The organism is uncultured Campylobacter sp. (assembly GCF_938045345.1).
Lineage (GTDB): Bacteria > Campylobacterota > Campylobacteria > Campylobacterales > Campylobacteraceae > Campylobacter_B.
This window is the reverse complement of record NZ_CALIMS010000049.1, coordinates 34086-60172: the sequence shown is the minus strand read 5'-3', so window position 1 is coordinate 60172 and position 26087 is coordinate 34086. Positions and strand designations below refer to the sequence as shown.

The 26087-nt window shown below is 46.5% G+C and carries 25 protein-coding genes and 1 tRNA gene; 15 read left to right on the top strand and 11 right to left on the bottom strand.

Going from position 1 to position 26087, the window contains the following annotated elements; translation table 11 throughout:
• Window positions 1–15: 15 nt before the first annotated feature.
• The 6 genes from Q0144_RS08650 to Q0144_RS08625 are packed head-to-tail and all read left to right on the top strand — an operon-like array spanning window position 16 to window position 6405.
• Window positions 16–564: an O-antigen ligase family protein gene (locus Q0144_RS08650; RefSeq protein ID WP_366111448.1), complete on the top strand. Its 549-nt coding sequence runs from the start codon at window positions 16–18 to the stop codon at window positions 562–564.
• Entirely contained in the window at window positions 561–1664 is a 1104-nt protein-coding gene (locus tag Q0144_RS08645; RefSeq protein ID WP_298063362.1) for a glycosyltransferase, read from the top strand. The genes Q0144_RS08650 and Q0144_RS08645 overlap by 4 nt, the downstream gene beginning before the upstream one ends.
• Window positions 1661–2785, top strand: a complete 1125-nt coding sequence (locus Q0144_RS08640; protein ID WP_298063361.1) for a glycosyltransferase family 4 protein — start codon at window positions 1661–1663, stop codon at window positions 2783–2785. The genes Q0144_RS08645 and Q0144_RS08640 overlap by 4 nt, the downstream gene beginning before the upstream one ends.
• Window positions 2778–4142, top strand: a complete 1365-nt coding sequence (locus Q0144_RS08635; protein WP_298063359.1) for a mannose-1-phosphate guanylyltransferase/mannose-6-phosphate isomerase — start codon at window positions 2778–2780, stop codon at window positions 4140–4142. Before Q0144_RS08640 ends, Q0144_RS08635 begins: the two co-directional genes overlap by 8 nt.
• A 1-nt stretch (window position 4143) precedes the next feature.
• Window positions 4144–5454 (top strand): sugar transferase, encoded by a 1311-nt coding sequence (locus Q0144_RS08630; protein WP_298063356.1) that lies wholly within the window; start codon window positions 4144–4146, stop codon window positions 5452–5454.
• Window positions 5455–5475: 21 nt separating this feature from the next.
• Window positions 5476–6405, top strand: coding sequence for a Wzz/FepE/Etk N-terminal domain-containing protein (locus Q0144_RS08625; protein WP_298063354.1), 930 nt, complete (start codon window positions 5476–5478; stop codon window positions 6403–6405).
• Between the two features lie 396 nt (window positions 6406–6801).
• Here the strand turns inward: Q0144_RS08625 and Q0144_RS08620 are convergent.
• Together Q0144_RS08620 and Q0144_RS08615 are read right to left on the bottom strand one after the other, a co-directional pair.
• Window positions 6802–6877 (bottom strand) — tRNA-Lys (locus Q0144_RS08620).
• Window positions 6878–7130: 253 nt separating this feature from the next.
• The gene (locus tag Q0144_RS08615) at window positions 7131–7946 is read right to left on the bottom strand and encodes a lipid-binding SYLF domain-containing protein (protein WP_297943234.1); all 816 of its coding nucleotides are present in this window, start codon (window positions 7944–7946) and stop codon (window positions 7131–7133) included.
• Window positions 7947–8054: 108 nt separating this feature from the next.
• On the opposite strand from Q0144_RS08615, the gene Q0144_RS08610 reads away from it, so the two are divergent.
• From Q0144_RS08610 to Q0144_RS08600, 3 genes are all read left to right on the top strand, one after another.
• Window positions 8055–8867 carry a M23 family metallopeptidase gene (locus Q0144_RS08610; protein ID WP_298063352.1) on the top strand — a complete coding sequence of 271 codons (813 nt, stop codon included), beginning with the start codon at window positions 8055–8057 and terminating at the stop codon, window positions 8865–8867.
• 25 nt (window positions 8868–8892) lie between these two features.
• Window positions 8893–10788, top strand: coding sequence for a hypothetical protein (locus tag Q0144_RS08605; protein ID WP_298063350.1), 1896 nt, complete (start codon window positions 8893–8895; stop codon window positions 10786–10788).
• 144 nt (window positions 10789–10932) lie between these two features.
• Window positions 10933–11496 carry a methylated-DNA--[protein]-cysteine S-methyltransferase gene (locus Q0144_RS08600; protein WP_298063348.1) on the top strand — a complete coding sequence of 188 codons (564 nt, stop codon included), beginning with the start codon at window positions 10933–10935 and terminating at the stop codon, window positions 11494–11496.
• 1073 nt (window positions 11497–12569) lie between these two features.
• On the opposite strand, the gene dapE is transcribed toward Q0144_RS08600, so the two are convergent.
• From dapE to mobB, 5 genes are all read right to left on the bottom strand, one after another.
• Entirely contained in the window at window positions 12570–13748 is a 1179-nt protein-coding gene (dapE, locus tag Q0144_RS08595) for a succinyl-diaminopimelate desuccinylase (protein ID WP_298063346.1), read from the bottom strand.
• Window positions 13749–13763: 15 nt separating this feature from the next.
• The gene (locus Q0144_RS08590; RefSeq protein WP_298063344.1) at window positions 13764–14360 is read right to left on the bottom strand and encodes a LysE family translocator; all 597 of its coding nucleotides are present in this window, start codon (window positions 14358–14360) and stop codon (window positions 13764–13766) included.
• 1080 nt (window positions 14361–15440) lie between these two features.
• Window positions 15441–15650: a hypothetical protein gene (locus Q0144_RS08585; protein ID WP_295151906.1), complete on the bottom strand. Its 210-nt coding sequence runs from the start codon at window positions 15648–15650 to the stop codon at window positions 15441–15443.
• Window positions 15650–16498: a class 1 fructose-bisphosphatase gene (locus Q0144_RS08580; protein WP_298063342.1), complete on the bottom strand. Its 849-nt coding sequence runs from the start codon at window positions 16496–16498 to the stop codon at window positions 15650–15652. The genes Q0144_RS08585 and Q0144_RS08580 overlap by 1 nt, the downstream gene beginning before the upstream one ends.
• A 9-nt stretch (window positions 16499–16507) precedes the next feature.
• Window positions 16508–16996, bottom strand: coding sequence for a molybdopterin-guanine dinucleotide biosynthesis protein B (gene mobB / locus Q0144_RS08575; protein WP_298063340.1), 489 nt, complete (start codon window positions 16994–16996; stop codon window positions 16508–16510).
• 99 nt (window positions 16997–17095) lie between these two features.
• Between mobB and Q0144_RS08570 the strand changes: the two genes are divergently transcribed.
• Both Q0144_RS08570 and Q0144_RS08565 read left to right on the top strand, forming a co-directional pair.
• Entirely contained in the window at window positions 17096–17641 is a 546-nt protein-coding gene (locus tag Q0144_RS08570) for a hypothetical protein (RefSeq protein ID WP_298063338.1), read from the top strand.
• A 10-nt stretch (window positions 17642–17651) separates the two neighbouring features.
• On the top strand, window positions 17652–18608 hold the full coding sequence (locus Q0144_RS08565; RefSeq protein ID WP_298063336.1) for a hypothetical protein: 957 nt from the start codon (window positions 17652–17654) through the stop codon (window positions 18606–18608).
• 399 nt (window positions 18609–19007) lie between these two features.
• On the opposite strand, the gene Q0144_RS08560 is transcribed toward Q0144_RS08565, so the two are convergent.
• The 4 genes from Q0144_RS08560 to gltX all read right to left on the bottom strand — a co-directional run bounded on the left by Q0144_RS08560 (window position 19008) and on the right by gltX (window position 22720).
• Window positions 19008–19250 carry a hypothetical protein gene (locus Q0144_RS08560; RefSeq protein ID WP_298063333.1) on the bottom strand — a complete coding sequence of 81 codons (243 nt, stop codon included), beginning with the start codon at window positions 19248–19250 and terminating at the stop codon, window positions 19008–19010.
• Between the two features lie 209 nt (window positions 19251–19459).
• Entirely contained in the window at window positions 19460–21124 is a 1665-nt protein-coding gene (locus tag Q0144_RS08555; protein ID WP_298063331.1) for a lytic transglycosylase domain-containing protein, read from the bottom strand.
• Entirely contained in the window at window positions 21121–21417 is a 297-nt protein-coding gene (locus Q0144_RS08550) for a YggT family protein (protein WP_297883309.1), read from the bottom strand. Before Q0144_RS08550 ends, Q0144_RS08555 begins: the two co-directional genes overlap by 4 nt.
• Entirely contained in the window at window positions 21404–22720 is a 1317-nt protein-coding gene (gene gltX, locus Q0144_RS08545) for a glutamate--tRNA ligase (RefSeq protein ID WP_298063329.1), read from the bottom strand. Before gltX ends, Q0144_RS08550 begins: the two co-directional genes overlap by 14 nt.
• Before the next feature lie 114 nt (window positions 22721–22834).
• Between gltX and mscL the strand changes: the two genes are divergently transcribed.
• The 4 genes from mscL to asd are packed head-to-tail and all read left to right on the top strand — an operon-like array spanning window position 22835 to window position 26011.
• A complete protein-coding gene (mscL, locus tag Q0144_RS08540; RefSeq protein ID WP_298063327.1) occupies window positions 22835–23239 on the top strand; it encodes a large-conductance mechanosensitive channel protein MscL in 405 nt (134 codons plus the stop codon).
• A gap of 9 nt (window positions 23240–23248) precedes the next feature.
• A complete protein-coding gene (locus Q0144_RS08535) occupies window positions 23249–23887 on the top strand; it encodes a Crp/Fnr family transcriptional regulator (protein WP_298063325.1) in 639 nt (212 codons plus the stop codon).
• 3 nt (window positions 23888–23890) lie between these two features.
• Complete coding sequence (locus Q0144_RS08530; RefSeq protein WP_298063323.1) at window positions 23891–25018, top strand: metallophosphoesterase; 1128 nt, start codon at window positions 23891–23893, stop codon at window positions 25016–25018.
• Window positions 25019–26011, top strand: coding sequence for an archaetidylserine decarboxylase (gene asd, locus Q0144_RS08525; protein ID WP_298063321.1), 993 nt, complete (start codon window positions 25019–25021; stop codon window positions 26009–26011).
• The last annotated feature ends 76 nt before the right edge of the window (window positions 26012–26087 follow it).

Genomic DNA, 26087 nt, shown 5'->3' with positions numbered 1-26087 from the left:
GCTAATAGGAGCTTTATAATATCCTTATTCTTATTTATATTTTTGTCTATAATCTCGAAGATAAACAAACGAGTAAGTGTTTATTTTGGATGTCTATATATTTTATTTATATTTCTATATCCGTTTTTGATACTTGGGGTGGACCGCATTTTGGATATAGATAATAAAATTTTAATAGATGATTTTTCGTCTCTTAGGTATCAGTTACATGTTGCATATGCTAATATGGGTTTTGATAATTATGGTTTTGGTATAGGATATTTTAATGGCAAAAATTTAATTCTTGATTCAGAGTACTTATTGCATTTAAATGCTTTAGAGCATATGAATTTGGCGTTAGAACAACACAATCTTTTTCTACAAGTATTTTCTGAATTCGGTGTTATTGGTTATATTTTGTTTTGTACTTTTATAATTTATATTTTAAGAAAAGCTATATTGACAAATCATAATTTATTTATTGCCTTTATATCTTTATTGACTTCTTGCCTATTTGTCAATGCTTTGCATGAGCTTATTGTATATATATATATATCATTTATACTGAAGGATTATGACAAATGAAAATTTTATTTATCACGCTTAGGGCTGATCACGGCGGAGGGCCAAAACACGTCGATCTGCTTATAAATAATTTATCCAGCGATATGGAGATCTTTCTGGCTTGTCCGAAAGATAAGCCCTATTATAATATGTGGAGCGAGTCAAAAAAGGTTAAAGATATATTTGCCCTGCCGCACAGAAAATTTAGCGTAAAAAAGCTCCTCGGGCTGAATAAATTTATGAAAGATAACGATATAGAGATGATTCATTCCCATGGTAAGGGCGCGGGCATCTATTCGCGGATACTTAAAATTTTAAATCCAAGGCTAAAAATAGTCCATACTTTACACGGCGTTCATGTCGGAGAATACGGCCTTTTGAAAAAGAGCGCGTATATTTTTTTGGAGCGATTTTTAACGTTATTTACCGATAAATTTATAAATGTCTCAAAGAGCGAAAATAGCGTTTGTTTAAAGCTTAAATTATTTAAAAAAAGCAAGAGCGAGGTCGTATATAATGGCATAAAAGCTCTTTTGAAAGACGATAATGCCAAGATAAAATTTAATCTATCGGGCAAAAAGGTAGTTACGACTATTTCGAGATTTGACTATGCAAAAAATATGTCTTTGGCGTACGAGATAGCTAAAAATTTTAAAGATAATTCAAGCATCGTTTTTTTATGGCTCGGAGATGGCGACGATAGGGCAAAATTTGAATCTATGGCGCAAAAAGACGGCGTAAATATAATCTTTACGGGCTTTACTGGCGAAGTGCCCGCGTATCTATCTGCTACGGATATCTACCTGTCTACATCCAGGTGGGAGGGGCTGCCTTATGCGCTCATAGAGGCGCAGTCGCTCGGTACCCCTATAGTGGCGACAAACGTCGTGGGAAATAACGAGGTTGTAGAAAACGGCAAAAGCGGGTTTTTGTTTGAGGACGCACAGCAGGCGTGCCGGGATATAGAAATTTTATTAAACGATGAGAAAATATACGGTAAAATGCAAGCCGAAGCATTGCTAAATTTTAAAGATAAATTTGATATCGGCGTTATGATTCGTAAAGTGGAAAAAATTTACGAGCAGGTATTTAAAAATAGATCAACTTGGGAGCCGCAATGAAAAAAGCCCTTATCCACGACTGGTTTAGCACCTATGCGGGCGCGGAAAAATGCGTCGAGAGTTTTACTAATATCTGGAATGATTTTGAAATTTACAGCCTTATCGACTTTTTAAAGGGTGCCGACCGAGATAAAATTTTAAAAGGCAAGCGCGCCCGCACGAGCTTTATCCAAAAGCTACCATTCGCAAAGGACAAATACCGCAACTATCTGCCGCTATTTCCGCATGCGATCGAGCAGTTTGATCTAAGCGGCTATGACGTCGTGCTATCTAGCTCGCATGCCGTCGCAAAGGGGGTGCTGACGCACTCAAATCAACTTCATATCGCTTATGTACACACGCCGATCCGCTACGCGTGGGATCTATATCATCAGTATTTGCGCGAAAGCGGGCTGGATCGCGGTCTAAAGGGCATGCTGGCGAAGTATTTTTTACATAAAATTCGCCTTTGGGACGCAAGTACCGCAAACCGCGTGGATCACTACGTCGCAAACAGCCGCTACATCGCGCGCCGTATCAAAAAAACATACGGCAAGCCCAGCGACGTCATCTATCCGCCCGTGGACGTGGATAAATTTACGCTGCGTGAAGCTAAAGAGGAGTTTTATCTCACCGCCTCGCGCATGGTGCCGTATAAAAAGATCGATCTTATCGTAGAGGCGTTTTCGCAGACGGATAAAAAACTGCTAGTCATCGGCGACGGGCCCGATATGGCAAAAATCAAGTCAAAAGCGGGCAAAAATGTCGAACTTTTGGGCTTCGCAGACGATGAAACGATGGCGGATCTAATGGGGCGGGCAAAGGCGTTTGTTTTTGCCGCAGAGGAGGATTTCGGCATTACGCCCGTAGAGGCGCAGGCATGCGGCACGCCGGTGATCTGCTTTGGGCGCGGCGGCGCCCGCGAGACGGTGCGCGATGGCGAGAGCGGGCTGTATTTTATGAAGCAAAACGCAAAGGAGCTGCTCGTCGCCGTAGCTAAATTTGAGCAAAATTATGATAAATTTGAGCCTGTAAAAATCAGAGAAAATTCTTTAAAATTTTCGCGCGCGCGCTTTGAAGCCGAGATCAAAAGCTACGTCGAGAAAAAATATGAGGAATTTAAGGACGGCCTAAATGACTAATATAATCCTAAGCGGCGGCAGCGGCACGAGGCTGTGGCCGATCAGCCGTACGCTTATGCCGAAGCAGTTCGTGCGCCTCTTCAGCGATCGCTCGCTTTTTATGATGAGCTACGAGCGAAACTCCCCGCTATGCGAGCGCACGCTCGTCGTCTCGAACGAGCAGCAGTATTTTTTGGCGCTCGATCAGCTTGAGGCCCTAGGCACGCGCGGCGTAAAATTTCTACTCGAGCCCGTCGGCAGAAATACGGCTCCTGCGATCGCGCTTGCATGTTTGAGCTTAAAGGCCGAGGAGATAGTTTTTGTAACGCCGAGCGATCATCTAATTAGAGATGAGGCGGCGTATAAAAACAGCGTCTTGCGCGCGCGCGAGCTTGCAAAGCAGGGGTTTTTGGTGACGTTTGGTATCAAGCCCGCGGATGCAAATACAGGCTATGGCTATATCGAAGCAAGCGGCGAGGACGTGTTAAAATTTCACGAAAAGCCTGAGCTTGCGGCGGCGCAAAGCTACATAGCGGCGGGGAATTTTTACTGGAACAGCGGCATGTTTATGTTCAAAGCGGGCGTATTTTTAAACGAGCTAAAAGCGCGTAGCCCCGAAATTTACGAAGCCTGCGTTCGTGCGTACGAAAATTCTAATGCGGAAAATCCGATTAGAATTAAACTAGACGATATGCAAGAAATCCCCGCAGATAGTATCGATTACGCAGTTATGGAGCGCACGAGCCTTGCTAAGGTCGTGCCGGCAGACATCGGTTGGAGCGATCTGGGAAGCTTCGATAGTTTAGACGCCGAGCTGCCCAAAGACGCGAACGGCAACACCGCTAGCGAGCAAAATATCGCTCTAAATTCTAAAAACAATCTCATCATCGGCTCGGGCCGCACGATAGCCGCCATAGACATCGAGGATCTCGCTATCGTCGATACCAAAGACGCCCTGCTCGTATGTAAAAAAGGCTCTACCCAAAAGGTAAAGCAGGTGGTGGAGCGGCTAGGCGGTAGCGATCTAGCGCACGTGCACGTAACGACGCATCGCCCGTGGGGCAGCTACACGGTGCTCGAAGATGAGCGCGGCTACAAGATCAAGCGTATCGTCGTTAAGCCCGGCAAGCGGCTATCGCTGCAGAAGCACTACCATCGTAACGAGCACTGGATCGTCGTTAGCGGCACTGCGACCGTGACTGTGGGCGAGCGAAATTTCTTGCTGCGCGAGAACGAATCGACGTTCATTAGAATGGGCGAGGTTCACCGCCTCGCAAACGAGGGCAAAATCCCCGTCGTGCTAATCGAGGCTCAAGTCGGCAGCTACACCGGCGAGGATGATATCGTGCGCCTGCAAGATGATTTTAATAGGAGCTAGGATGAAAAAGCAACTCTGCGTTTTGATAATCTTGGCGGTCGATATTTTCGGCATCTGGTTTTGCTTCGGGCTTGCCGTGGTACTTAAAAATTTGCTTTACGGCGATAATGTGCTGCTGGACGTCGGCAGGTATCAGGGCTTTGCGCCTTCCTATGTCATAATGATATTTCTATTTTTCTATCAGGGGATATATTCGAGGCGGTATGATTTTTGGCACGAGAGTAGAATTCTAGTAAAAAGCTGCTTCTTGGGGCTTTTGCTAAGCCTCGCACTACTTGCTTTAATCAAAGTTAATTACGAATTTTCGCGCGCCAGTTTTATTCTGAGCTTTGCCTTTATGGCAGTGGTTTTGCCGCTTTTGAAGCTCGTAACAAAAAGGAAGCTTTTTAAATTTGGCTTATGGAAAAAGAGGGCGAAAATTTTAGGTGAAGGTGAGGAGTTTGAAAGCGCTGTTTTAGGAAGCACATATCTTGGATATGTAAGAGCGCTAGGTAGGGACTACGACGTATTATTTATTGGCGGAAGCAGGCTCGAAGCGAGCGCCTTAAACGAGCTCATCGAGAGCAACATCAGGGAAAATAAAGAAATTTTATTCACCCCGGTGCTGCGTTCGTACGACTTTACGCAGACCTATATTTACAGCGTCTTTGCATCACGCACCAGCCTCTTTGCGATACGAAATTCTCTGAAAAGCCCTTTAAATTTAGCTCTTAAACGCGGGCTTGATTTGGCGCTAATTTTCTTAGCACTTCCTTTGCTGGTGCCGATTTTTGGCGTAATCGCGTTGATGATGAAGCTAAAAGAGCCCACGGGACGCATATTTTTTTCGCATCAAAGGATGGGATTTGGCGGCAAGCCATTTGGGTGCCTAAAATTTCGCTCGATGAAAGAAAACGGCGATGAAATTTTATCTCAGTACCTAAAGCAAAATCCGCAAGAGGTGGAGTATTTTGAAAAATATCACAAATACGAGCATGATCCGCGCATCACGAAGCTGGGCGATTTTTTGCGCAGAAGCTCTCTAGATGAGCTTCCGCAGCTGATCAACGTCCTAAAGGGCGAAATGAGCATCGTAGGCCCTCGCCCGTGCGCGCAATACGAGCGCAAAGATATGGGCGAATACGCTGATCTCATACTCGCCGTCAAGCCCGGTATCACGGGGCTTTGGCAGGTGAGCGGGCGCAGCGATGTGGATTTTGCGACCAGGGCGGGCATGGATGCGTGGTATATGAAAAACTGGTCGATCTGGAACGATATCGTGATAATCATAAAAACCTTTAAGGTGGTCCTTGTTCGCGAGGGCGCAATTTAAATTTTAATTTGGAGAAGAAATATGCAACAGAATTATTGTAAAGATGATGAGATCGATTTGCTAGATTTGGCAAAAAAGATATGGAAATATAAAAAGCAAATTTGTATAGTAACTTGTGGATTTATTGCGATTGGGCTTTTGTACATTCTATTTGCTACTCCGTGGTATAAAGCAACGGCGGCGGTAGAAACCGCCTATTATAATAATGAAACTGGTATGCCACAGTATATAACCGAAAGATCCGTTCGGATGCATGAGCTTAGAGTAAAATATATTGATGGACTAAAGGATATTAAGGACAAGAACGTAATGGTTGATAGTATCGTCGCTGATAAAGATAGCGCCAATATATTTATTATAACGGCGTTTGCCAAATCAAACGAATTACTAAAAAAACATATAGATGAGATGGTAGCAGATTTAAGCGAAGAAGATGCTATAGTTTTAGATGAATATAAAAAGGTTTTACGTGAACAATTGATAAGTATTGATTCGCAGATAACTTATTTAAAAAATAATAAAATTCGTAATCTAAAAGAACGCATAGAATATTTAAAAGGCGTTCAGATAGCCAAAATAGACGATCAAATAGATATGCTGAACAAGAAAGAAAAGCTTAGCGATGCTGGCGAATTAAAACTGATGGAGTTAATGAATATAAAAGACAAAATTTTAAACGACAATATACCTAAAATAAGTGACGAAATTAGTGCTATAACTCTAGTACAAATTCCTGATTTAATGAAGAAAAAGAGCATTATAGAAAGTAGGCTTTCTGATTTTAATTTTAAAACTTCTCATATAATTTCTAATATAGTTTTATCTGATCGCCCAGCAAAGCCTAAAAAACTAATCATTTTAGTAATATCTGCAATAATAGGACTTATGCTTTCTACCTTTGTAGTATTGGTTTATGATAAATTTAAAACCTGCAATTCCGAAAATAGATAAATTTTAAATAATTTATTTCTATATTCGGGCGTTACGGCTGAATGTAAAGGCTGCTTTTGATAAAACTCCCTACTGCGGCGCTTTATATGGAATATTATGTTGCGCAAACTCTAGTAAAATAGTATTGACGTTAAATTAGCAATACTATTTTACTAAAGAGTAAGAATGACATTTAGCTATTACAGTATCAAAGCTAGAATTGTTTTTTGCTTTTTAGCTATGACTATTAAATTTTATCTATGCATCGAATTCTATCGCTTGGATACATTATCGAAAAAGTCATTTATTACTTCGAGTGGCCCTAATTTGCATTTACAAAAGCATCGTAATTATAAATTTAGGTGTATTAATTAAAAATCGCCGATTAAAATTCTATAATTGTATGTAAAAAAGTATTGGTGTCCCGTGTAGGATTCGAACCTACGGCCGCCTGATTAAGAGTCAGATGCTCTACCAACTGAGCTAACGAGACAAGAATTATAATTGTAGTGATAAAAATATAAAAAACTGATTAAATTTTATAAAAATTTCGTTAAATTTCATAAAATTTTATTCGGTCTTTATATATCTAATAACTCATAAAAATTAAATAAAATACTTTAGTAAAGAATCAATAAATCTTTTTAAAATAACCTATGCGCTTCGATTTCACATCTAGGCGCTCTTGCACAAATCAACGCAAAGCCAAAACAAGAAGCCCCATAAGCGGGGCTTGGCTCGATAATTTATTTTGCTTTTTTAGCCTTTTTGCTTCGCGTAGCCTTAGCATGAGTTCTAGGAGAGCGGTTTGAGATGATTGGCTTACCATCAGGGTATTTTTTCTGCACGTGACTTACAGGTATCGCTGCACTGCTGCTAGCGCCATATTTCTCGCCGTTTGTGAAATACTTCCTCATCACTTCCTTCCATCTTTTTGCATATTTATTCGCGCGCGGAGAATCGTTTAAGATATCCTCGTAGTCGTAAATTCTCTCATAGAAGTCGTTAGTTAGTTGATCGTCGATAGTGATTCTGCCGTTGTCGATCGATACGCCTAGGTAGACGCCTGTTTGCTCGCCCGGGCTTACCATCCATGCAGAAATATCAGGTAGATCGGTTGCGCGACCTGTTCTTCTACCTACGCCGCCTGCTGCAGCACCTACATTGATCTCAAGGGTGTCTGTGCCAGTAAAAATGTCTTGATATGACTTCGTAGTATGGAAGATCATCACGATGTCGCTCGTCTCGTAGCCTGCCTGTAAGCCCACGCCGTAGCCTTTATATTTGATAAAAATCGGTGAACTCCACTCACCGTTCTCGCCTTTGACGCTAAAAATTCCATCGCCGTATTGTAGCGATGCGCCCGCAGCTAAACGTTTTACGTCGGTTAGGATTGCGACGGCTTTGGCGCTGGTTAGATAGCGCTCATCGGTGCCGAAGTTATTAGCCGCTACGAAAGATCTAACGACGTTAGTCGCCGCTATAACCTCTTGATTTGCCACGACGTCCGCGTGCAAAAGACCGCAAAGTGCAACAGATGCTAGAAGCAAAAACTTTTTCATCATTTAATCCTTTTAAAATTGAATTTTCGTTATTATAACAGCAATTTCATTTGTTTTAGCTAATTTTTAACAAAAAATTGATGAAAAATAACGAATTTTGGAAAATTTATGAAATTTCTAGCTATTTTTGCACTTTTGGCGATCAAAATTTTCGCTTTAGACATAGTAAACGGTGACGTTATTATCTTAAAATTAGATAAAAGCACAACCGAGTTGAGCTTTGGCTCAAAGAAAATCCCCCTTATCGAGGCGCCAAATTCTAGCTGTAAAATCGCCGTTTTAGCAGCGAATTACCGTGCTAAGGGAGATTTCGCGCTGAGAATAGTAGATCAAAGCGGCAGCCACGAGCAGATCGTTGCTTTGAAAAAGGGTGAGTATAAAAAAGAGGCCCTAAGTGTCGCTCCAGGCAAAGTTAAACCACCTAAAGAAGCCGCCGCGCGTATCAAAAAAGAGCTCGACGAAGCTAACGCGATCTATGCGATTACCACGCCGCGCTATCTTTTTTCCACGCCGTTTGAGCTGCCTTTAAACTCTAAAATAACCTCTGCATTCGGCAATGCCCGCACTTTCAATGGCGAGCTTAAAAGCTATCACAGCGGAACCGATTATCGCGCCGCGGTAGGCACTGCAGTGCGCGCTGCCAACGACGGCGTCGTAGTCATCGCCAAAGACCGCTACTACGCGGGCGGTTCGGTCGTGATTGATCACGGCGGCGGCATTTATTCGCAGTACTATCATCTAAGCGAGATCAAAGTTACGCTTGGCGATCACGTTCACAAAGGCGATGAAATCGCGCTTTCGGGCGAGAGCGGTAGAGTTAGCGGCCCACATCTGCACTTCGGCATCGCGATCAACGGCGTGAGCGTCAATCCGCTAAGCTTCGTCGCTAAATTTAACGAAGTGGTTTTTGGCGAGCGCTAAAATGCCCTACAATCCGAAGGAATTAATGAAAAAAATTCTCGCAGGCAGCGATTTTAAGCTAAAAGGCTCGGTCAAAGGCCGCGTGCGCGTCGCGAGTAGGGACGGAGCGATCGTAAATTTTACCGCTGCAGACTTCGGCGTGCAGAGCCTAAACGACAAAATTTTGCTTAGTGGCGAGCAGTTCGAGCGCTTTAGAGCTAGAATTTTTGGGATTTTAAACTCCGGCGGACGCGAGCTTGCAGGCAGGCTCACGCTCTCTTCTACGCCCAAAAAGAAAGCCCGCGCAGATCGTCTCCGCGCGGCAGATGGCTATGCGGAGTTTGACGGCGCCTGCGATTTTGGTAGCTTTTGCGGCGGAGATTTAAGCGCAGTTTTGCCCGAGGCTGGCGGCAGCTTGGCAAAGACTTTGTATGCTACAAACGCAAGGTGTGGCGATTTTTCTGCGTGCAGCGCTCAGAGTGTGCGAGATTTTGCTTCACGAGCAGAATTTCAAGATGCTTCGCAAGCAGAATTTTATGGTGCGGCTCGGGCGGAATTTTGCGCAGATACCGCGTGGGATACGGCGCGCGAGAATTTAATTTCGCAAAATGATGCTGCGCAGGATGATATGAGTGTGGGGCTTGCTGCTAGTTTCGAAGAGAGCGCAAATGCGAGGAGTGAAAATTTTATGCCGCAAAGCTCTGCGTCTATGAATTCTGCCAAAGGGCGAAGCTTCATTCTTGCATCGCGAAATTTTATTTCCGCGCAAAGCTCTATGCTCGTGAAAGATTCCGCATTCGAGGCGCAAAATTCTAATTTTATGGCGCAAACGGAGAATTTTGCAGCTGAAAATTCGTTTGTAGCAGAGCAGGACGCGGACTTACGAAGTAAAAATTCTACGGCGCAAGGCTCTGCATCAAAAAATTCCACTTTCGCAAATTCTGCGCTTGATATAAAGTGCGCAAATGATTGTGGGCCTCAAGGCTCCGAGTTTTCCAAGGGGCAAAGCGCTAATTTCGCTAGCTGCCGTGCTGCAAATTTTGTTTCAGAAAATACCTCGGAATTTACGCCTCAAGATGAGAATTTCGTCGGTGAGAATTCAATGTTTTTGGAAAAAGGGCAAAATTACGCGCTAGAAAATTCCGATGAGCAAAATTTAGAGCAGAAAAGCTCCGCACAAGAGTGGCGCACTTTAAATTTGCCGCCGCAAGCGGGAAATAAATTTGCGCTCGAATTTGAGCAATCCGCGCAGCCTGAGTTAACGGGTGAGAATTCTACGTTTGCTTCTTCTATGGCGGAGGGGGCGCTTGGTGATGAGCCCGCGTCTGCTGCTTTTGGGAGCGAATCAACTTTTGTGACTAAGCCCGTAAATTTATATGGCAAGCCTGCGCGCAAAGCGCCTGCGAAAGAGCGCGCGCGCCTGCCGGGGCGTCCGCAGGCTCTGCCTATTGCAAGCACTTCGCGTCCTATCTCGCTACCGCAAGCGTCTAAAGCTAGGCTCATCGAGCTTAAGCCGCGTTTCATAGGCATCGCGCATAGGATTAAAATTTCGTTTTTGAAAAAGAGCGCGAGCGAGCCTGGCGAAGGAGTTTTGGCGCGCGTTCGTATTCCACTTTTGATGGAGAATTTCGGTCTTAATGATATTTTGTCGTCCACGGCGAGCTACCAAATGGCTAAAAAAATGGTGCGCACAATCGCCGATCTTTACATCGCCAAGGATCTGCGCGGCGTGCACATAGGCGTGCCGGTACGCCTTGAAATGGGCTTTAAAAGCGGTATCTCTGACGTCAGCAACCACGCCTTTATCTTTAAGCTCATCGAGGACAGCCTCGTCAAAAACAGCGTCATCGATGATGATAACGCAGATATCGTGCGCGAGATCAAGCTCTTTAAGCAGGACGTTTTCGACGGGGTTTTGGTAAACCTCGTGCGGTTTGAGTAGAGACTTTGCGATGCTTTGCGTATAAATTTTAAAAATTTTGAGCTACCGCATGAAATTCCATCGTTTTCGAGCTTTAGCTCGCACCGCAACAAGCGCTTTTTAAAATTTTTTTGATCAAACCAGTAAAAATTTGAAAGGATTGAGATGCAAAAAGCCTTTTTTAATTCGCCCATTGGAATGCTTGAAATTTGGGATGATGAGATCGGGATCTGCAGTATCGACTGGGTCAAAAGCTCTGCCTGCGGGCCCAATGATGAGATCTTTAAAAAACACGACGCAGAGCTTAAATTCGGCTTTGTGCGTGCAGCGGATGATAAAGGACGCGATTTAAGGCTTAGCGATTTAAAAAAGAATTTGGCTCTTTGCACCGACGAGCTTGGCGCATATTTCAGGGGCGAGCTTGAAAGCTTTAGCGTTAAACTGAGCCAAAATGGCACGCAGTTTCAAAAGTCCGTGTGGAGCGCGCTTTTAGAGATCCCTTATGGTGAGGTCGTAACATACGGCGAGCTAGCCCGGGCTATCGGCAGACCGCGCGCAAGCCGCGCAGTAGGCAGCGCAAACGGCAAAAACAAAATCCCCATCATCGTGCCGTGCCACCGCGTTGTAGCTACGGGCGGGCTCGGAGGATACAGCGGCGCGGGCGGCGTAGCGACCAAAGCGTGGCTGCTAAACTTCGAAAGAGAAAGCTTAGCCAAATTGGGCAAGTAAAATTCCGTTAAATTATGCCTTGCAGGCACGGCGCTGATTTTCAAATTTTACCGCGAGACGCTGCGAAATTTCATAAAGCGATTTTGTAAATTTCTAGTTTTGCGGCGACCAAGGCAGTTAAAATTTTGCAAGAAGCGAAACTTGCTATGCTGACTTAAAGCCCTAATTTTAAATTTATCGCGCCTTAGACGCCTGCTATGAGTGGTTGAAATTTTTCGCAGTGATAAAATTTAGCCTCGCGAAATTACGCTCTGAAATCCTTCGATAAATTTTCATCTTGCGTGCATTTAGTGTAGCAGCACGCGAGGCGGTAAAATTTTGCCGCTCCTTTTTGTGTAGATAGGCAAGGATAGCAAGGTTTTGTCGCGGAGTTTTGCAGAGGCTAAAAATTCTATGCTGCCGCGCCGTACGGGCAAAATTTCACATTGCCGTATCAAAGCAAAGTAAAATTCTTAAATCGCGCTTGCCGAGGTAGGGTAAAATTCCCGCAGAGGCGGTAGAGCGAGGCGGAATTCCTCTCGGCGGTAACGTGACTAAGTAAAATTTTATAAATCCACGAAGTGGGCAGTATCCCAGCAGAATCGGCATTGTCCTAGCCAAGCTTCTTGCGTAAGCAGCGGGCGCGTCAAAGATAAAATTTTTCACGAAGACGGCAAAGTACAGCAGTATGCCGCTAGAGTCACCTGACGAAGATGAAATTCTACGCAAAGAGAGCGAGATGAATTTTGCGCAAAGACCGCGCTATTTGCTGAAATTCGCGCAAAAGCAATATTCTTTTAAAAAATTCCTAGCAGTGGTAGCGTTCGTCGGCGAAGCTCGCCTTTGAAAGCGACGTTTTGCTAGGGTTTCTTGCTAAAGCGACGTTGCATAGCAAAGTAATTGTAAAAGCGGCAAGCGTGCTGTAGATAAAATTCTTAGCAAAAGCGGCGTAGCAGGGCAAAATTTCTACGCAATACGCACGGCAGAGATAAAATTTGCCAAGCAACTACGAGCGAAAACCCCGGCAAATTCAGCAAAGTTTGGTAGAACGCAGAATTTTTATCAAATCTACGTAGCTTTGCCAAATTCTTAAATTAGTCGAAATTTTCTATCAGATCGCTAAAAATTTTAGTTAAATTTTCGACGTCGCTCATCTCTACTCGTTCATTGATCTGATGGATCGTGTCGTTTCGCACGCCAAACTCCGCTGTCTCCACGCCAAACTCCGCGAAGTATCTCGCATCGCTCGTGCCGCCTGCGGTATTTAGCTCGGCTACTGCGCCGCAGATCTTCTGCACGCTAGCGCTTAGTTTTTGCACGATTTTGGAGTTTCGCTGAGTTAAAAAAGGCTTTGAGGAGCTTTTTAGCGCAAGGTGTAGCGACGCGCCTGCTCGCAGCTGCGCGGTGCAGCTCATTTCTAGTTTGCCGCAGGATTCGCTTTCGTTGCATAGCGCGTCTTTAGCGTCCAGCTCAAATAATCTCAGTACGTAGTCTCGCACGTCTTCTAGCCCCAGCCCTACGCCACCACGGGCGTTAAACATCACGCGTACGTCCTTGGGTGTTACGTTTACTACCTGCGAACCGCCGCGAATGTCGGTGATGACTATCTTGGCTGGAGCGAAATCCTCGCTACCTGCGTCCAGATCATGCCCCGCGAGGCTTGCAAGCACCGGCGCCAAAATGTGGACAGGATTGATGCATTTATCAGGGTAGGCCGCGTGCCCGCCGATGCCCGTGAGTGCGAGGACGCCGTTAATTGAGCCGCGACGGCCGATCTTAATGGTATCACCGAAGCGCACTTCGCATGTAGGCTCCGCAACGATTGCGAAGTCGGGTAGGGCACCTTGCTCGCGCAATTTAGAGAGCATTTCGCGCGTGCCGTAGATGCCGTCGCCCTCCTCATCGCTGGTTAGTAGTAGGCTCAGCGTGCCCTTAAAATCGCGTGCCGCCGCTAGCGCGCAGATTGCCGCTGCGATGCCACTTTTCATATCCTGCGTGCCGCGCCCGTATAAAAAGCCATCCGCTTCCACCGGCACAAACGGATCGCTCGCCCAGCCCTCGCCCGGCGGCACGACGTCGATGTGCCCGGCAAAGCACAGATGCGGACCCTGTCCGAAGCGCTTGGTAAAAATCGCGTTAGTTACGCCGTTTAGCTCGAATCTATCCTCGCTAAAGTCTGCCAGCAGCATCGAGACGTAGTTGAAAGCTCCGTCGTCGCTAGGCGTGAGCGAGCGGAATTTGATGAGCTCTTTTAGAATTTCAATCGGTTTCATAAGCCTTCCTTTGGTTTAAATTTTACCGAAAATTATAGCGTATAAAAGCTTTAGTGCGAAAAATACCAAAATAAACGCCGAGATATATGCAAATGCCCGCACTACTATGTTTGGAAGCTTGCTACGAGCTAGATATATAGCAAGCGGAAAAAGCGTGATCCAAGCTAAAATTCCGCTTACAAGCCCCGCAAGAGCAAGCGCGAAATTTGCTCGCGCGGTACCGGCAGAGACGCTGAGCCAAAACATAATGACGTATGGATTTAGTAAATTTATTAAAAAGCCTTTGCCGTAAAGCGCCGCGCCTGAGCAAGCCTCGACGCTTGCAGGTTGCACCGAGCTAGCCGCGCCATGCCAGATCGCGTACGCCATGTAGAGCAAAAAGCACGCGCCAAATACCGATATGCAGGTAAAAACGATCGGAATTTTGGCTAACTGCGATATCCCGAATGCCGAGAGCGCCAGATATAGCATATCCGCGCTCATGGCGCCGAGGCCCAGACACAGCGCCTTAGTGTAGCTTCGCAGCGCGTAGGACATTATCAGCACGTTTACCGGACCGATCGGCACGCTAACGCCAAGCCCCATCAAAATTCCTTGTATGAACGACTGCATCCTTTTGCTTGCATCCCCCAATTTGCTATAAAATTTCGGCGTACGGCACTGCGAAAAGATCTATGGGCGCGGCTTTGCGAACAGATCGATGACGCGTGTCTTTGCGAATAGGTCGATGGCGCATAGCTTCGCGAATGGATCGATCCTGAAATTCCGCGCACCCGCCGATCGGTTTTTAAATTTAACGCAATCGCCGCCGTAATGCGCCTTAGCTTTAAAATTTTAACGCGACCGTCGTAGTGCGCTCGGCTTTGAAATTTTAGCATGCACGGCTCGCGGCACACCTGCTTACCGAGCCTTGGCTGACTTTGAAATTCTAATGCCGAGCATTGCGTGCGCCTCGGCTTTGAAATTTTAACGAGCGCTTCGCACGGCACTCACGCTAGACGAGCTTTAAATTTAGCTTTTAAATTTTAACGCGCAATCGCGGCTTAAATTTACAGCTTAAATTTACGGCTCGAATTTTGCGAGGCAAAATCCGCCGTCTCGCTAAGTTTGCGAGCCAAATTTTGCAAGGCAAAATTAAACTAGCAAAAGATTGGCGACGAATGGCGGTTCGCGCAAGTCGGTAAATTTTAATCGCGTAAATTTAAAGATCGTGGCGGTAAAATTTAACCCGCCGAAATTTTACTTTGTGTAATTTCGCGTGTCCGCGCTCATAAATAGCCCATGATCGCGGCTGAAATTTCGCGAAGTGAAATTTCGCGCCTTAAAATTTTATCCGCAAATTTTAAAATCCAGCCGTGGCGCCTGAAATTTAATCATTTGCTTGCTTTAAATTTAGCTACGCATTTAAAATTTAGCCACGCCCGCAATTTAAATTTTATCGACCCGCCGCAAAATCCGCACGCAAAACAGACATGTGCTATAGCACAGCCTAGCCGCGAGGCTAAACGCGCCGTAAATTTTATCGTTTCGCGGTGGGGCAAATTCAGTGCCGCAAAGCAAATCTTGCGCGCCGATGGATTAAATCCGCACCGCAGAGCAAATTCCGCGCCGCAGCCATCTTCGTGAAAATCCTGCGCCGCAAGGGCTTTAAGTAGCCTGCTTCGTAAAATTCCGCGATTGCAATAGCTAAATTTAAAACGAAAAATCCCCCGTCGCGCCGTGCGACATGCTCTCATAAACCGCCTTGACGTACTTATCGCGCACCGCGCAATCTAGCAGCTTCTCGCATTCCAGGCAGCTGGTGAGGTTATGCTCCGCCTGACACGCTTGCAGCGCGGCTAAGCTTTTATCCAAAATTTCGTCGTAAACGTCGCGCGGCGCGCTACTCTCGGTGTCAGCCATTAGTTTTTCTTGCCGTAAATTTCATGCATTTTCGCGATCTCGTACTTCGAGCCGAAAAAGCAAGGGCTGCTTTGGTGGATTTTCTCGATTTTAAGCTGTAAAAGCGAGCTGTTCACGCCGTCGCTGGTGGCGCCTTCAGCGCGCTCGAAGATAAACGCAAACGGCAGCACTTCGAAGGTTACGCGAAGTTTGCCGCGCGGATGATCGCTAGTAGCGGGGTAGCTGAAAAGTCCGCCGCCTTTTAATAAAATTTGATGCAGATCGCTTACCATCGCGCCGCTGTATCGCAAGCGGTAGCCCTCATCAAACAGCGTGCGCACGAGCTTTCGGTGCGGTTCGCTCCAGCCCTTTTGCGTCGCACCCGTGGCGTTTAGCTTGCCTTTTTGCTGTAGGCGCAGGTCTTTTACGAAGCTAAATTTACCCTCGCGATTTAGGCGGTATAGCTTCGGTGCGTCCTCGCAAACGACCATCTCAAGGCGCGGCCCGTAGATGCAATAGATCGCTGCTTTTAAGTTTGCGGGCGAAATTTCATCCTCGTAGATGCCAAATATCGAGCCCACAGCGAAATTTACGTCCACCAAGCTCGAGCCGTCGAGCGGATCGTAAGCGACGATTAGGCGCGCATCTTTTCTAAGCTCCAGCGCCTCCTCTTTCTCCTCGCTGATTAGGGCGCGCACGAGCGGATTTTTGCGAAATTCCGCCTCGATTATGGCGTCGCTTTTTACGTCGAGTTTGAGCTGCGTATCGCCCGTGCTGTTGTGATGATCTGTGTAGCCGAAGTCCGCGTATTTCAGCTCCTCGGCGATTTGTAGCGCGATATTTTGGATTGATTTTACGATCTCTTGCATTTTATTCCTTTACATTTTTTTGGCGTTTTTTAAGATCCATTCGCTAATGCCCGCAGCATCGTTGATGTCGAAATTTACGCGGCAAAATTTATCCATCTGCTCGCCGCTTAAATTTGAAGCGATCGCATCCGAAAATGGCAGATACGCCGGATCGATCCTGTCGCGAAACAGGCTTATGCGCGGCAGCGGCAGCGTCTTTAGCCCCTCTACGAGCAGGATGTCAAATTCTCCGAGCATCCGCACGACCTCGTCAATCTGCATACAGCGCTGTGAAAAATAGCTCGTCCGCGTAGGGCTCATCACGACGGTTTCGGCGCCGAGCTCGCTAAATTTGGCGCTGTCCTTGCCCTCTACGTCGAAACGCGCCTTATCGCCCGGATCGTGCTTTACGATCGCAGTCCGAAGCCCGCTAGCGATAAAAATTTTAGCGATCTTGCAAATTAGCGTCGTTTTGCCGCTATTGGAAGGGCCTGAAAACGCGATAACAAGTCTTTTCATTTTAAAATCCGGCTTTTTAAGATGAGCAGATTGTAGCGAATTTAGCCTTTTAAAAAGCAAAATTCGTTAGAATGCGCCTAAAATTTCAAAGGAAGATCGATGAAGAAATTTGATTTTAGCGGCGCGCGAGGTAGCGCGGCAAGGGGCTCGTTAAGCGTTGCGGCAAAGGGCGCTATTTTAGCCGCGCTAGCGCTATTTTTAAACTCCTGCTCCGCAAACGATCCCCGTCACGATCCGCTTAAAAACGAGTTTCTGGCCTACACGCAAAAATTTGAATCGGTGCGCGCGGGCGATCGCTATTTGGCAGTGGCGACCTATCTAAATCCCGTTGCACCTGAGCTTAGAAACGCCGCGGAGGACGAGGTGTTTTTGCTCACCTCCTATCCTAAAGAGATTCAGATCCGCGCGGTGCAGATCAACGGCGCAAACGCAAACGTAGTGCCGCTGCATGACGGCGATCCGCTTTTGCAAAAGGAGCTTTTTAAGATCGCGTGGGCGAGCCGCTACAAGATCACCGCGCCTAAGAGCGATAAGGACGAGCTGGTGCTTAGCTACCGCACCTCAAATGAGCTGAACGCCACGATGAAATTTCGTAAAATTTCAAAGTCGATGTATTGGCACCCGCAGATCGATCTAAAAGATTAAAGGAGAGAAGGTGGGTTACGACATAAGTTATCACGCGATCGGCAAAGATGAAATTTCGCAGTGGTATTTTAAGCCGCTAAAGCTCGCGCAGAAGGGAGATTTTGAGGCTATCGCTAAAATAGCGCGCGAAGCGGGGATGGATGAATTTTACGCAGAAAAATACGCGGATGGCTTCCGCTCGGCGCTGCAGTACGGCACGCAGGGGATTTTTAATAAAACGCACGGATTTCATATAGCCGTGGCGCAGGGCTATTTTAGAGAATATTTTTACACGCGCGGCACGGCGTTTAGCTTTTTGGCGGAGCAAAGCTCTAAATTTAAACCCTACATAAGCGATTGGCGCGAGGTTTTGCCGGCGGAATTTCTAGCGGAATTTAGCGGCGAAATTCACAATGAGATCGTCGAAAACTATTGCTGCGGCGCGTATCTTAGCACTGCTAGCGTGCAGAAACTGCTGCGCGATTATGAGGCGGGCGGCGAGGTTAAATCCGCCGTAGATGAATTTTATGCGCAAAATTTGCCCGTGTTTTTAAAGGCGTTAAATTCCGCCGCAGAGCTTGGAGTAGGGCTGCTTGAGGCTACCGAGGTGGTTGAGCCCAATCCGATCGATCTGAATAGGTCCGAGTCGTTTTCAAATCTTTTTAATTGCGATACGCAGGGTGCGCTGATCTACGCGGAAATCGCCGCGCAGCAGATCGGCGAGGCGATAGAGCGAGATAAGGTGGGCGGAGGCGGTACGACGGGCAGCGGGAATTCTGCCTCGCGCGGCGTCGATGTAACGGGCGGCGGCAGTGCGACGGAAGCGGATGGCGGCGCAATGAAAGCAAGCGGCGGGAATTCCGTCCCGTGCAGCGGCGATACGATAGAAGGCGGTAGCGAGAATTCCGCCGCAGAAGATCATAAAGACGCAACCTGCGTAGGCGGCGAAAAGTCGCTTTTTGACAAGATCAAAGGGCTTTTCAAATAGCAATTTGATCGCTAAATTTTAAAGCGGCTTGCACGGAGTTAAGGTCGTAAAATTAAATCATCTCGCGCTTATAGGCTCCGTGCCGTTAAATTTAACTAAAACGGTGCGGCAAAGAGGCGTGGATTTAAAATTTAAAACTTACCGAAATTTTAAAACGGCGGCTTGCATATCCGAAGTTACGAAATTTTAAGGCGTCGCAAACAAGCAAACAAGCTGCAAAGCGGCTAAATTTAAACTTGTCGCAGCCTTTGCGGCGGATAAGCTGCGGATAGGTTATATGTTTAAATTCCATAACCAAAAGCGCCCGATTTTGATTTCATGTCACTTAAAATTATACGTTCGGGCGCTAATTTGATCGCTCACAAAACGCCGCGATAAAATTTCAATGAATTTTAAATTTTAAAGCTCGTCACCCCAGAAATAAAGCTCGAAAAAAGCAAGCGCAAAGATAAAAAAGACTATCAGCGCTGCGCCGCCCGCTCGGGTGTAGCTATCGTCTCCTACGCCGAATTGCACGCAATACGCAAGCGCCATAAAAAACAAACAAGCCGCTAAATTTGCGGAGCGCTTCTTTTCGTCTTTCAATAACGATACGCACAAAAAGGCGGCTACTATGAGAACTGCGGTCGCGATAATTTGCATGGCGTGCCGCCTTTCATGCAGGGTGGGAAAGAGCCCTTATTTGGCGTTAAAAGATGAAATTTCGCCGTTTTGATCTGCTCGTCTAAGCTCTTAGCGGGCAAATTTCGCGCTTTTGAGGCGGCGGCTTTTAAAATTTCTCGCTCGCCGTATTTGAAAATTATCTTTTGCGCTCGCCGCCTCTTAAATCATCCTTCAAGCCCGCCGCCGGCTTAGCGGAAGCTGTCGCTTCTGCTCGGTATCAGCAGATCTTGTAGCTCCTGTTGCACCGAGACTTTCGCGCGCGGATCTAGGATCTGCGAGTAGATGATGAAGTTTGCAAGCACCTTTTTGCCGTAGTCCCTGCTCTCGGCATACGGCACGAGCTCCATGCTAAGCCACGGCTCAAATTTGCCCTTATTAAACATATCGCCGCGCTGAAGCATCTTTTTGACGAGCCCGAGCCCGCCGTTGTAAGCGTATGCGATGAAAACCGGGCTGTAAATTTTGCGCTCCAGCCAGTCGATATGGATGTTAGCAAAGCGGTAAGCGACTTCCGGGCGGAACATATCGTCTTGATCGAAGCCGTCGATTTTGAGTTGCTTTTTGCCGATCTCGTTAGCCAAAAACGGCATAAATTGCATCATCCCAAGCGCATACGACGTAGATACCGATGCGGGCACGAAGCGGCTTTCTTGGCGGGCGAGCGCTAAAATTAGCGCTTTGCGGCGGTTATCGCCGTCGCCGATATACTCCATAAACGGCGTCGGATAGAAGTTGTCCTTGCCGCCACCCGCTTTATTCATTATGTATGAGTACTCGCCGATGCTTTGCTTGGTGTCGAATTTTTTGGCAAATTCCAAAAGCTGCGGGCGTGACATCCGATCAGCGCTATTTTTTGTCCGAACCCAAGCGAAAGGATCGGTGATGTCGTAGCCCTCTATGGAATTTTTAGCGGGGTTTGGGATGATTATGTTTAAATTCCTATCCCCTAAGACCTCCTTGGCATAAAGCGCGTAGAGGCTGTAATAATCGCTGCTAGCAAGCTGGCGCAAGACATTTTGATCTCCATTTAGCAGGTAGATCCAAAATTTTGCATTGTGAACGTCGTGAGGCTTCTCAAAGCTCGCTACTGCGCGGCTAAAAAATGCAAGCGCAGCCCCTTCATCGCCCTGCATGACGGCATTTACGCCGAGCATAAACGCTACGTCCTTCTCCACGGCTAGTGGATCGACGTCCGTAAGCGAGCGGCGCAGGCGCGGGTATTTGCGGTTGATTAGCGCGTCGTTGAGAACCGCTTTGAAGCCTTTTTGCGAAGCCAGTTCGCTTACGAAGGCTGCGTCGGCGTCGATATCGATCAGAGCGTCCTTGCCCGCACCTTTTAAGTAGTCGTAATATAAAAAGTAGTTTTGCGCGTTGTGGCTCTGCATAAAATACTCGCTCGGATTTTCGTCGTTAAATCCGCGCAGTAAATTTACGGCGTTTCTACTTGCCGCGTCTTGGTGCTTTTCAAGCTGCGAAGCGAGCGTCTCGCGCACCGATGGGCTTAGCTTGGCGATAAAATTTGGATAGGAGCGCGCCTTTTTGCAGGTTAAATTTGCATCTAAAATATTGGCGGAGGTAACGCCTGCGCAGTGATCCGGACGCTTAGGCGGGCGAACGGCGCCGAAAATTCTATCTAGCTTCTCTTTTAGCTTGCCCTTGTAGCGAAAGATGCTCTGCTTCAATGCCTTGATCTCGGCTTTATTAAATTTCGTCTCGTCGATCAGGCGGTAGATGTAATAGTCCTTGGCTAGGGATTTTGGCTCGTCTTTGATCTGTTCGTAGCTTAAAATTTTACCGCTACTTGCGGCGCACAGCAGTCCTAAAACAAGGCTAAATTTCAGAAATATTTTCAAATGACCGTCCTATTGATGATATAGATTATCGCGCTGTCAAAGAAGTTAAGCACGAGTAGGATAAGAAGCGGCGAAAGATCAAATCCGCCGAAAGTAGTAGGCAGATAGCGGCGCACCAATGCAAACGCAGGCTCCGTAAGCGCAGAGATCGCGCGGACGATTTTATAAAATTTACCGAACGGATTTGGACGGATGAAACTCAAAACGCAGGCGACGAAAATTAGCATCATATAAGCTTGAATCACGTAGTGAATACTCACTAAAATGCCGTAAAATACGCTATTTAGTAGCATCGAGTATCTCCTTTAAATCGGCGCGGATCAGCGGATACAGCTCGCTAAGCTCCGGTCCGTGCGGCGCGCCGGTTAGTAAAAACCTAAGCGGCATAAACAGACTCTTGCCCTTTAAGCTTGTAGCCTGCGAAAGCGCCGCTTTGAAATCATTAAATTCTGCTGGTGCATCGTTTGAGCTTAATAAATTTAAGATCGCCTCTCGTAGCGCCTGTGCCTGCGCCGCCCACTCCTGCGGGATATCTTTCGCGCCGTAGATCGCTGCGATCTTTTCTTTGATACGTGGGATAAGGCTTGCTTCTTGAGTGTAAAATTTTATTAAAGGCGCAAATTTCGGCTCAAGCTCAAAAAGCTCAGCCAGGCGCTGCTCGCTCGCTCTTTTGATATGTTCGCGGTTTATAAAGGCTAGTTTATCCTCGTCAAATTTTGCCGGGCTTTTTGAAATTTTAGCGATATCGAAAAACTCCACCGCCTCATCCATGCTAAAGACCTCGCGCGGCGTTTTGTTGCCCAGTAGGATCAGATAGTTTGCGATCGCTTCGGGCAGGTAGCCGCTTTGAAGCAGCCATTTTACCGAGGAGCTATCCTCGCGCTTGCTCATCTTTTTGCCTTCGGAATTTAATATGATCGGCAGGTGCGCGTATTTGATCTCGCCGTCGTAGCCAAGGCTTTGGCGGATCCAGTTTTGCTTTGGGGTGTTTGAGACGTGATCCTCGCCGCGGATTACGAAGCTCACGCCCTGCATCATATCGTCGCAGGCGCAGGCGAAGTTATAAGTTGGCGTCTTGTCCGCGCGCATAATGACGAAGCTGTCGATATTCTGCGGCTCAAATACGATACGTCCCTTGATCGCGTCGGTAAATTCCAGCGCGTGATCAGGCTTTTTAAGACGGATGGTAAAGGGCTTGCCGCAGCTTAGCACCTCTTCGTCGCTTAAATGTTCGCAGTGCCCGTCGTAGCGATACGCCTCGCCTGCGTCCTTGGCGGCTTGCTTTTTAGCTTCAAGCTCCTCCTCGCTGCAAAAACAGCAAAACGCCTTTTTCTCGGAGAGCAGCTTAGCAGCGAACTGCTGATGAAATTTTAAATTTTTACTTTGATAATACAGGCTCTGCCATTTAATGCCGAAGCGCTTTAAAATTTCGATTATCTCTTGATCTTTGCCTTCGATATTGCGCGCAGTGTCGGTATCCTCGATGCGCAAAATAAAGCCGCTTCCATCTTGCAGCGAGCAGATGTAGTTAAAAATAGCCGCGCGTAAATTTCCGATATGCATATCGCCGGTGGGCGACGGAGCGAAGCGATACAATTTAGGTCCTTTGGGTTTAAATTTAAGCTGGGATTATACTTTTTACTTCCTAATAAAAAGCAAAAACAAAGCAAAAATAGGCTAATATCGGCGCATCTTATCTAAGGAGACAATATGGGTTTCATTCAGGAATTCAAAGAATTTGCGATGAAAGGAAACGTCATCGATATGGCGGTGGGTGTCGTCATCGGCGGGGCTTTCGGCAAGATCGTAACCTCGCTCGTAAGCGACATTATGATGCCGGTTTTAGGACTTCTTACGGGAGGTATGAATTTTACCGATCTTAAGATCGTGCTAAAAGAAGCGGTGGGGCAGACCCCGGCCGTTACGATAAACTACGGCTCGTTTATCCAGGTAACGGTCGATTTTATCATCATCGCATTTTGTATATTCTGCGCGATCAAGGCGATCAATAAGCTTAAAAAGCCAGCCGAGCCTGCGCCTGAGCCGGCTGCGCCCGCTGAGCCTAGCGAAGAGGTCAAACTTCTTAGCGAGATAAGAGACCTGCTTAAAAAATAGGTTACGGTGATGCTTGAGAGAATTCCTTATTTCAAAGCTCTAAGCGCAGCGCAAATCGATCGTTTGGAGCAGATTAGCATCCATAAAAGCTACAAAAAGGGCGAAATTTTATTTTTCGAGGGCGAGCGCTCGCAGTATCTATTAATCCTGCTAAAAGGAATTTTAAAAATCTATAAAACCTCCGCAAAGGGGCGTGAGATCCATATGCGCGAGATCCGCCCCATCTCGCTCGTGGCGGAGATGGTAAATTTCGAAGAGACGAGCTATCCTGCAAGTGGCGTGTTTTCGACAAACGGCGAGGTGCTAAAGATCGATTATGAAAAATTTAAAAACGAGTTTATGAGCGATCCAAAGATTTGCCTGGAGCTTTTAAAATCGATGTCCGAGAAGATCCGAGCGCTAAATGCAGTCTTTGATAATCAAGTCGTGCTTAACTGCGACGGCAAGATTGCTAAGTTTATCAGCGAGAATTTCGATATTTTTATGAGCACGAAATACACTAGAATAGCCAAAATTCTAAATGTTACCCCCGAAACATTTTCGCGCACCATCACTAAATTTAAAAAGAGCGGCGCGCTAATTTTGGATGATAAACAAGAAATCACGGGCTTTGATAAAGATAAGCTAGACGAGTATATCCAAGGCTAGAGTTTGAAAAGCGCCTATATTTTCCCAATCGTCGGCACAGTTTTATTCCTATTTTTTAATCTTTACATCTACAGATCGATCAGCGCGCGCTTTACGCCATATAAAAATTTCGTGATCTTCCGCCCTGTCTTGAGCTTACTTTGCGTAGCTTTAGCAATTTTAGATGCAATATTTTTTGCGGGTTTTGGGCTTAATGGAAGCTTTAAAAATGAGCTGCTCTATAAAGCTTGCGTATTTTGCATGGCAGCGTCCTTTTCGCTCTTTTTTATCTGCCTTGCTTACGATGTGCTAAGCGCCGCCGCGCATGTAGTTAAATTTAGCCAAAACAGGCGAAAATTTTTAAAAACCTTCATCGACGTAACCTTCGTAATAATGGCGTTTAGCTATATTTTTAAGGGGCTTTATAATGCACTAAAAATTCCAAAAATCACCGAGTGCGAAATAAAAATCAAAAGCTTAGCTCGCGAGCTAAGCTTCGTCGTCATCTCGGACGTGCATCTGGGCGAGTTTTTGAAAAAGGAGTTTTTGCAAGGCGTCGTAGCGCAGATAAACTCGCTAAATTACGATGTGTTGCTGATCGTGGGCGATATGTTTGATCTGCGCTCGGATGAGCTCGGGGATATTTTGCAGCCTCTTGAGGCGATCAAAAAGCCTATCTTTTTCGTCACCGGCAACCACGAGTATTACCGCGGCGACGCAAGCGGGCTTATCGCGGCAATGCAAAAAGCGGGCGTGCGCGTGCTGCAAAACGAAAGCGTGGAATTTGAAGGGCTAAATTTAATGGGCGTGCACGATCTTAGCGGCTTTCGCTTCGGATACATGCAGCCAGATTTAAGTGCTGCGCTAGCGCAGGCGGATCCTGATAAGCCTAAAATTTTACTCGCGCATCAGCCCAAATACGTCGTGGACTTCGTGCGCGACGAGGTCGATCTGTGTATCTGCGGACACACGCACGCGGGGCAAATTTTTCCGTGGACGCTTTTGGTGCTGCTTAGCCAGAAGTATCTTTACGGGCTGTATAACGACGGGCTGAAGCAAATTTACGTAAGCAGCGGCGTGGGGTTTTGGGGCCCGCCGATAAGGGTCTTTGCGGATGCCGAAATCGCGCTGCTTAAGCTTAGAAAGGCATAGATGAGAAGTTTTATTTCGAGGATTTTCGGGATTATCGCCGCGGTGAAATTTCCTAAATTTATACAAAATTTTATCAACCTAAAATATGTGGAATTTTTCAAAATCGATATGAGCGAATTTGATCCGCCGCAAAGCTACGCGAGCCTAAACGCGCTTTTTACTCGCCGCTTGCTGCGTCCGCGCGAGATAGCGACGGACGAGACGGCTTTTATAAGCCCTAGCGACGGCGTGATCTTTGAGAGCGGGACCTGCGCCGATCTGCGAGCTTTTAGCGTAAAGGGCTGCGAATATAGCCTTAGCGAGCTATTGGGGCGCACGTTTACTGCAAGCGAAAGCGGCGCGGTTAAAAAATTAGATGACGCCGCGGACGCCGCTCAAGCGAAAATCATAGGCGGCGGTGCAACTTATGCCGCAAGCGGCGTGCGAGCTGAAATTTACAGAGATGAAAATAGCGCGAGCCGCGAAACGAGCGCAGAGGACGCCCAATGCCGCAAAAATACAAGCGGCGCAAATTTAAGCTACGCAAATATCTATCTAAGCCCGCGTGATTATCATCATTATCACGCGCCGTGCGATCTGGGCGTGCTGCAGGCGCTTTATATCCCTGCCGATCTCTACAGCGTGGCGAAGAAGCTTTTACTTAAAATTCCAAACCTCTACGCTAAAAACGAGCGCGTGATTTTGAAGTGCAAAATGCGAAACGGCGGGATTTTATGGATGGTTTTCGTGGGTGCTTTAAACGTCGGCAAGATGAGATTTGATTTCGATACGCGAATACAGACGAATGCATGCGCAAGTAGAGCTGAGGCGCTTTACGAATATGAAAATTTAAAATTTAAAAAGGGCGATCATTTGGGAAATTTCGAGCTGGGCTCAACGATCGTACTCGTAGCGCAAAGCGAGTTTTTAAAATTTGAAACCCCGGCTGATACGTCCGTAAAATTCGGACAAAAAATCGCAGAATTTAATGAAATTTCACAAAATTCCATTTAAAATGCAGGATTTTTTCTTTAACTAAAATTAATTTTATTTAAATTTGGCTATAATCATCTCACTTTAAATCAAAGGA

What these genes read in the sequence shown, in the direction of transcription:
- Q0144_RS08600 (WP_298063348.1), top strand. Translation starts at nt 10,933, where the DNA reads ATGCAAAAAGCCTTTTTTAATTCGCCCATTGGAATGCTTGAAATTTGG.
- Q0144_RS08615 (WP_297943234.1), bottom strand. Translation starts at nt 7,946, where the DNA reads ATGAAAAAGTTTTTGCTTCTAGCATCTGTTGCACTTTGCGGTCTTTTG.
- Q0144_RS08640 (WP_298063361.1), top strand. Translation starts at nt 1,661, where the DNA reads ATGAAAAAAGCCCTTATCCACGACTGGTTTAGCACCTATGCGGGCGCG.
- Q0144_RS08605 (WP_298063350.1), top strand. Translation starts at nt 8,893, where the DNA reads ATGAAAAAAATTCTCGCAGGCAGCGATTTTAAGCTAAAAGGCTCGGTC.
- Q0144_RS08610 (WP_298063352.1), top strand. Translation starts at nt 8,055, where the DNA reads ATGAAATTTCTAGCTATTTTTGCACTTTTGGCGATCAAAATTTTCGCT.
- Q0144_RS08630 (WP_298063356.1), top strand. Translation starts at nt 4,144, where the DNA reads ATGAAAAAGCAACTCTGCGTTTTGATAATCTTGGCGGTCGATATTTTC.
- asd (WP_298063321.1), top strand. Translation starts at nt 25,019, where the DNA reads ATGAGAAGTTTTATTTCGAGGATTTTCGGGATTATCGCCGCGGTGAAA.
- Q0144_RS08585 (WP_295151906.1), bottom strand. Translation starts at nt 15,650, where the DNA reads ATGGCTGACACCGAGAGTAGCGCGCCGCGCGACGTTTACGACGAAATT.
- Q0144_RS08570 (WP_298063338.1), top strand. Translation starts at nt 17,096, where the DNA reads ATGAAGAAATTTGATTTTAGCGGCGCGCGAGGTAGCGCGGCAAGGGGC.
- Q0144_RS08645 (WP_298063362.1), top strand. Translation starts at nt 561, where the DNA reads ATGAAAATTTTATTTATCACGCTTAGGGCTGATCACGGCGGAGGGCCA.
- mscL (WP_298063327.1), top strand. Translation starts at nt 22,835, where the DNA reads ATGGGTTTCATTCAGGAATTCAAAGAATTTGCGATGAAAGGAAACGTC.
- Q0144_RS08635 (WP_298063359.1), top strand. Translation starts at nt 2,778, where the DNA reads ATGACTAATATAATCCTAAGCGGCGGCAGCGGCACGAGGCTGTGGCCG.
- Q0144_RS08625 (WP_298063354.1), top strand. Translation starts at nt 5,476, where the DNA reads ATGCAACAGAATTATTGTAAAGATGATGAGATCGATTTGCTAGATTTG.
- Q0144_RS08560 (WP_298063333.1), bottom strand. Translation starts at nt 19,250, where the DNA reads ATGCAAATTATCGCGACCGCAGTTCTCATAGTAGCCGCCTTTTTGTGC.
- Q0144_RS08550 (WP_297883309.1), bottom strand. Translation starts at nt 21,417, where the DNA reads ATGCTACTAAATAGCGTATTTTACGGCATTTTAGTGAGTATTCACTAC.
- mobB (WP_298063340.1), bottom strand. Translation starts at nt 16,996, where the DNA reads ATGAAAAGACTTGTTATCGCGTTTTCAGGCCCTTCCAATAGCGGCAAA.
- dapE (WP_298063346.1), bottom strand. Translation starts at nt 13,748, where the DNA reads ATGAAACCGATTGAAATTCTAAAAGAGCTCATCAAATTCCGCTCGCTC.
- Q0144_RS08580 (WP_298063342.1), bottom strand. Translation starts at nt 16,498, where the DNA reads ATGCAAGAGATCGTAAAATCAATCCAAAATATCGCGCTACAAATCGCC.
- Q0144_RS08535 (WP_298063325.1), top strand. Translation starts at nt 23,249, where the DNA reads ATGCTTGAGAGAATTCCTTATTTCAAAGCTCTAAGCGCAGCGCAAATC.
- Q0144_RS08590 (WP_298063344.1), bottom strand. Translation starts at nt 14,360, where the DNA reads ATGCAGTCGTTCATACAAGGAATTTTGATGGGGCTTGGCGTTAGCGTG.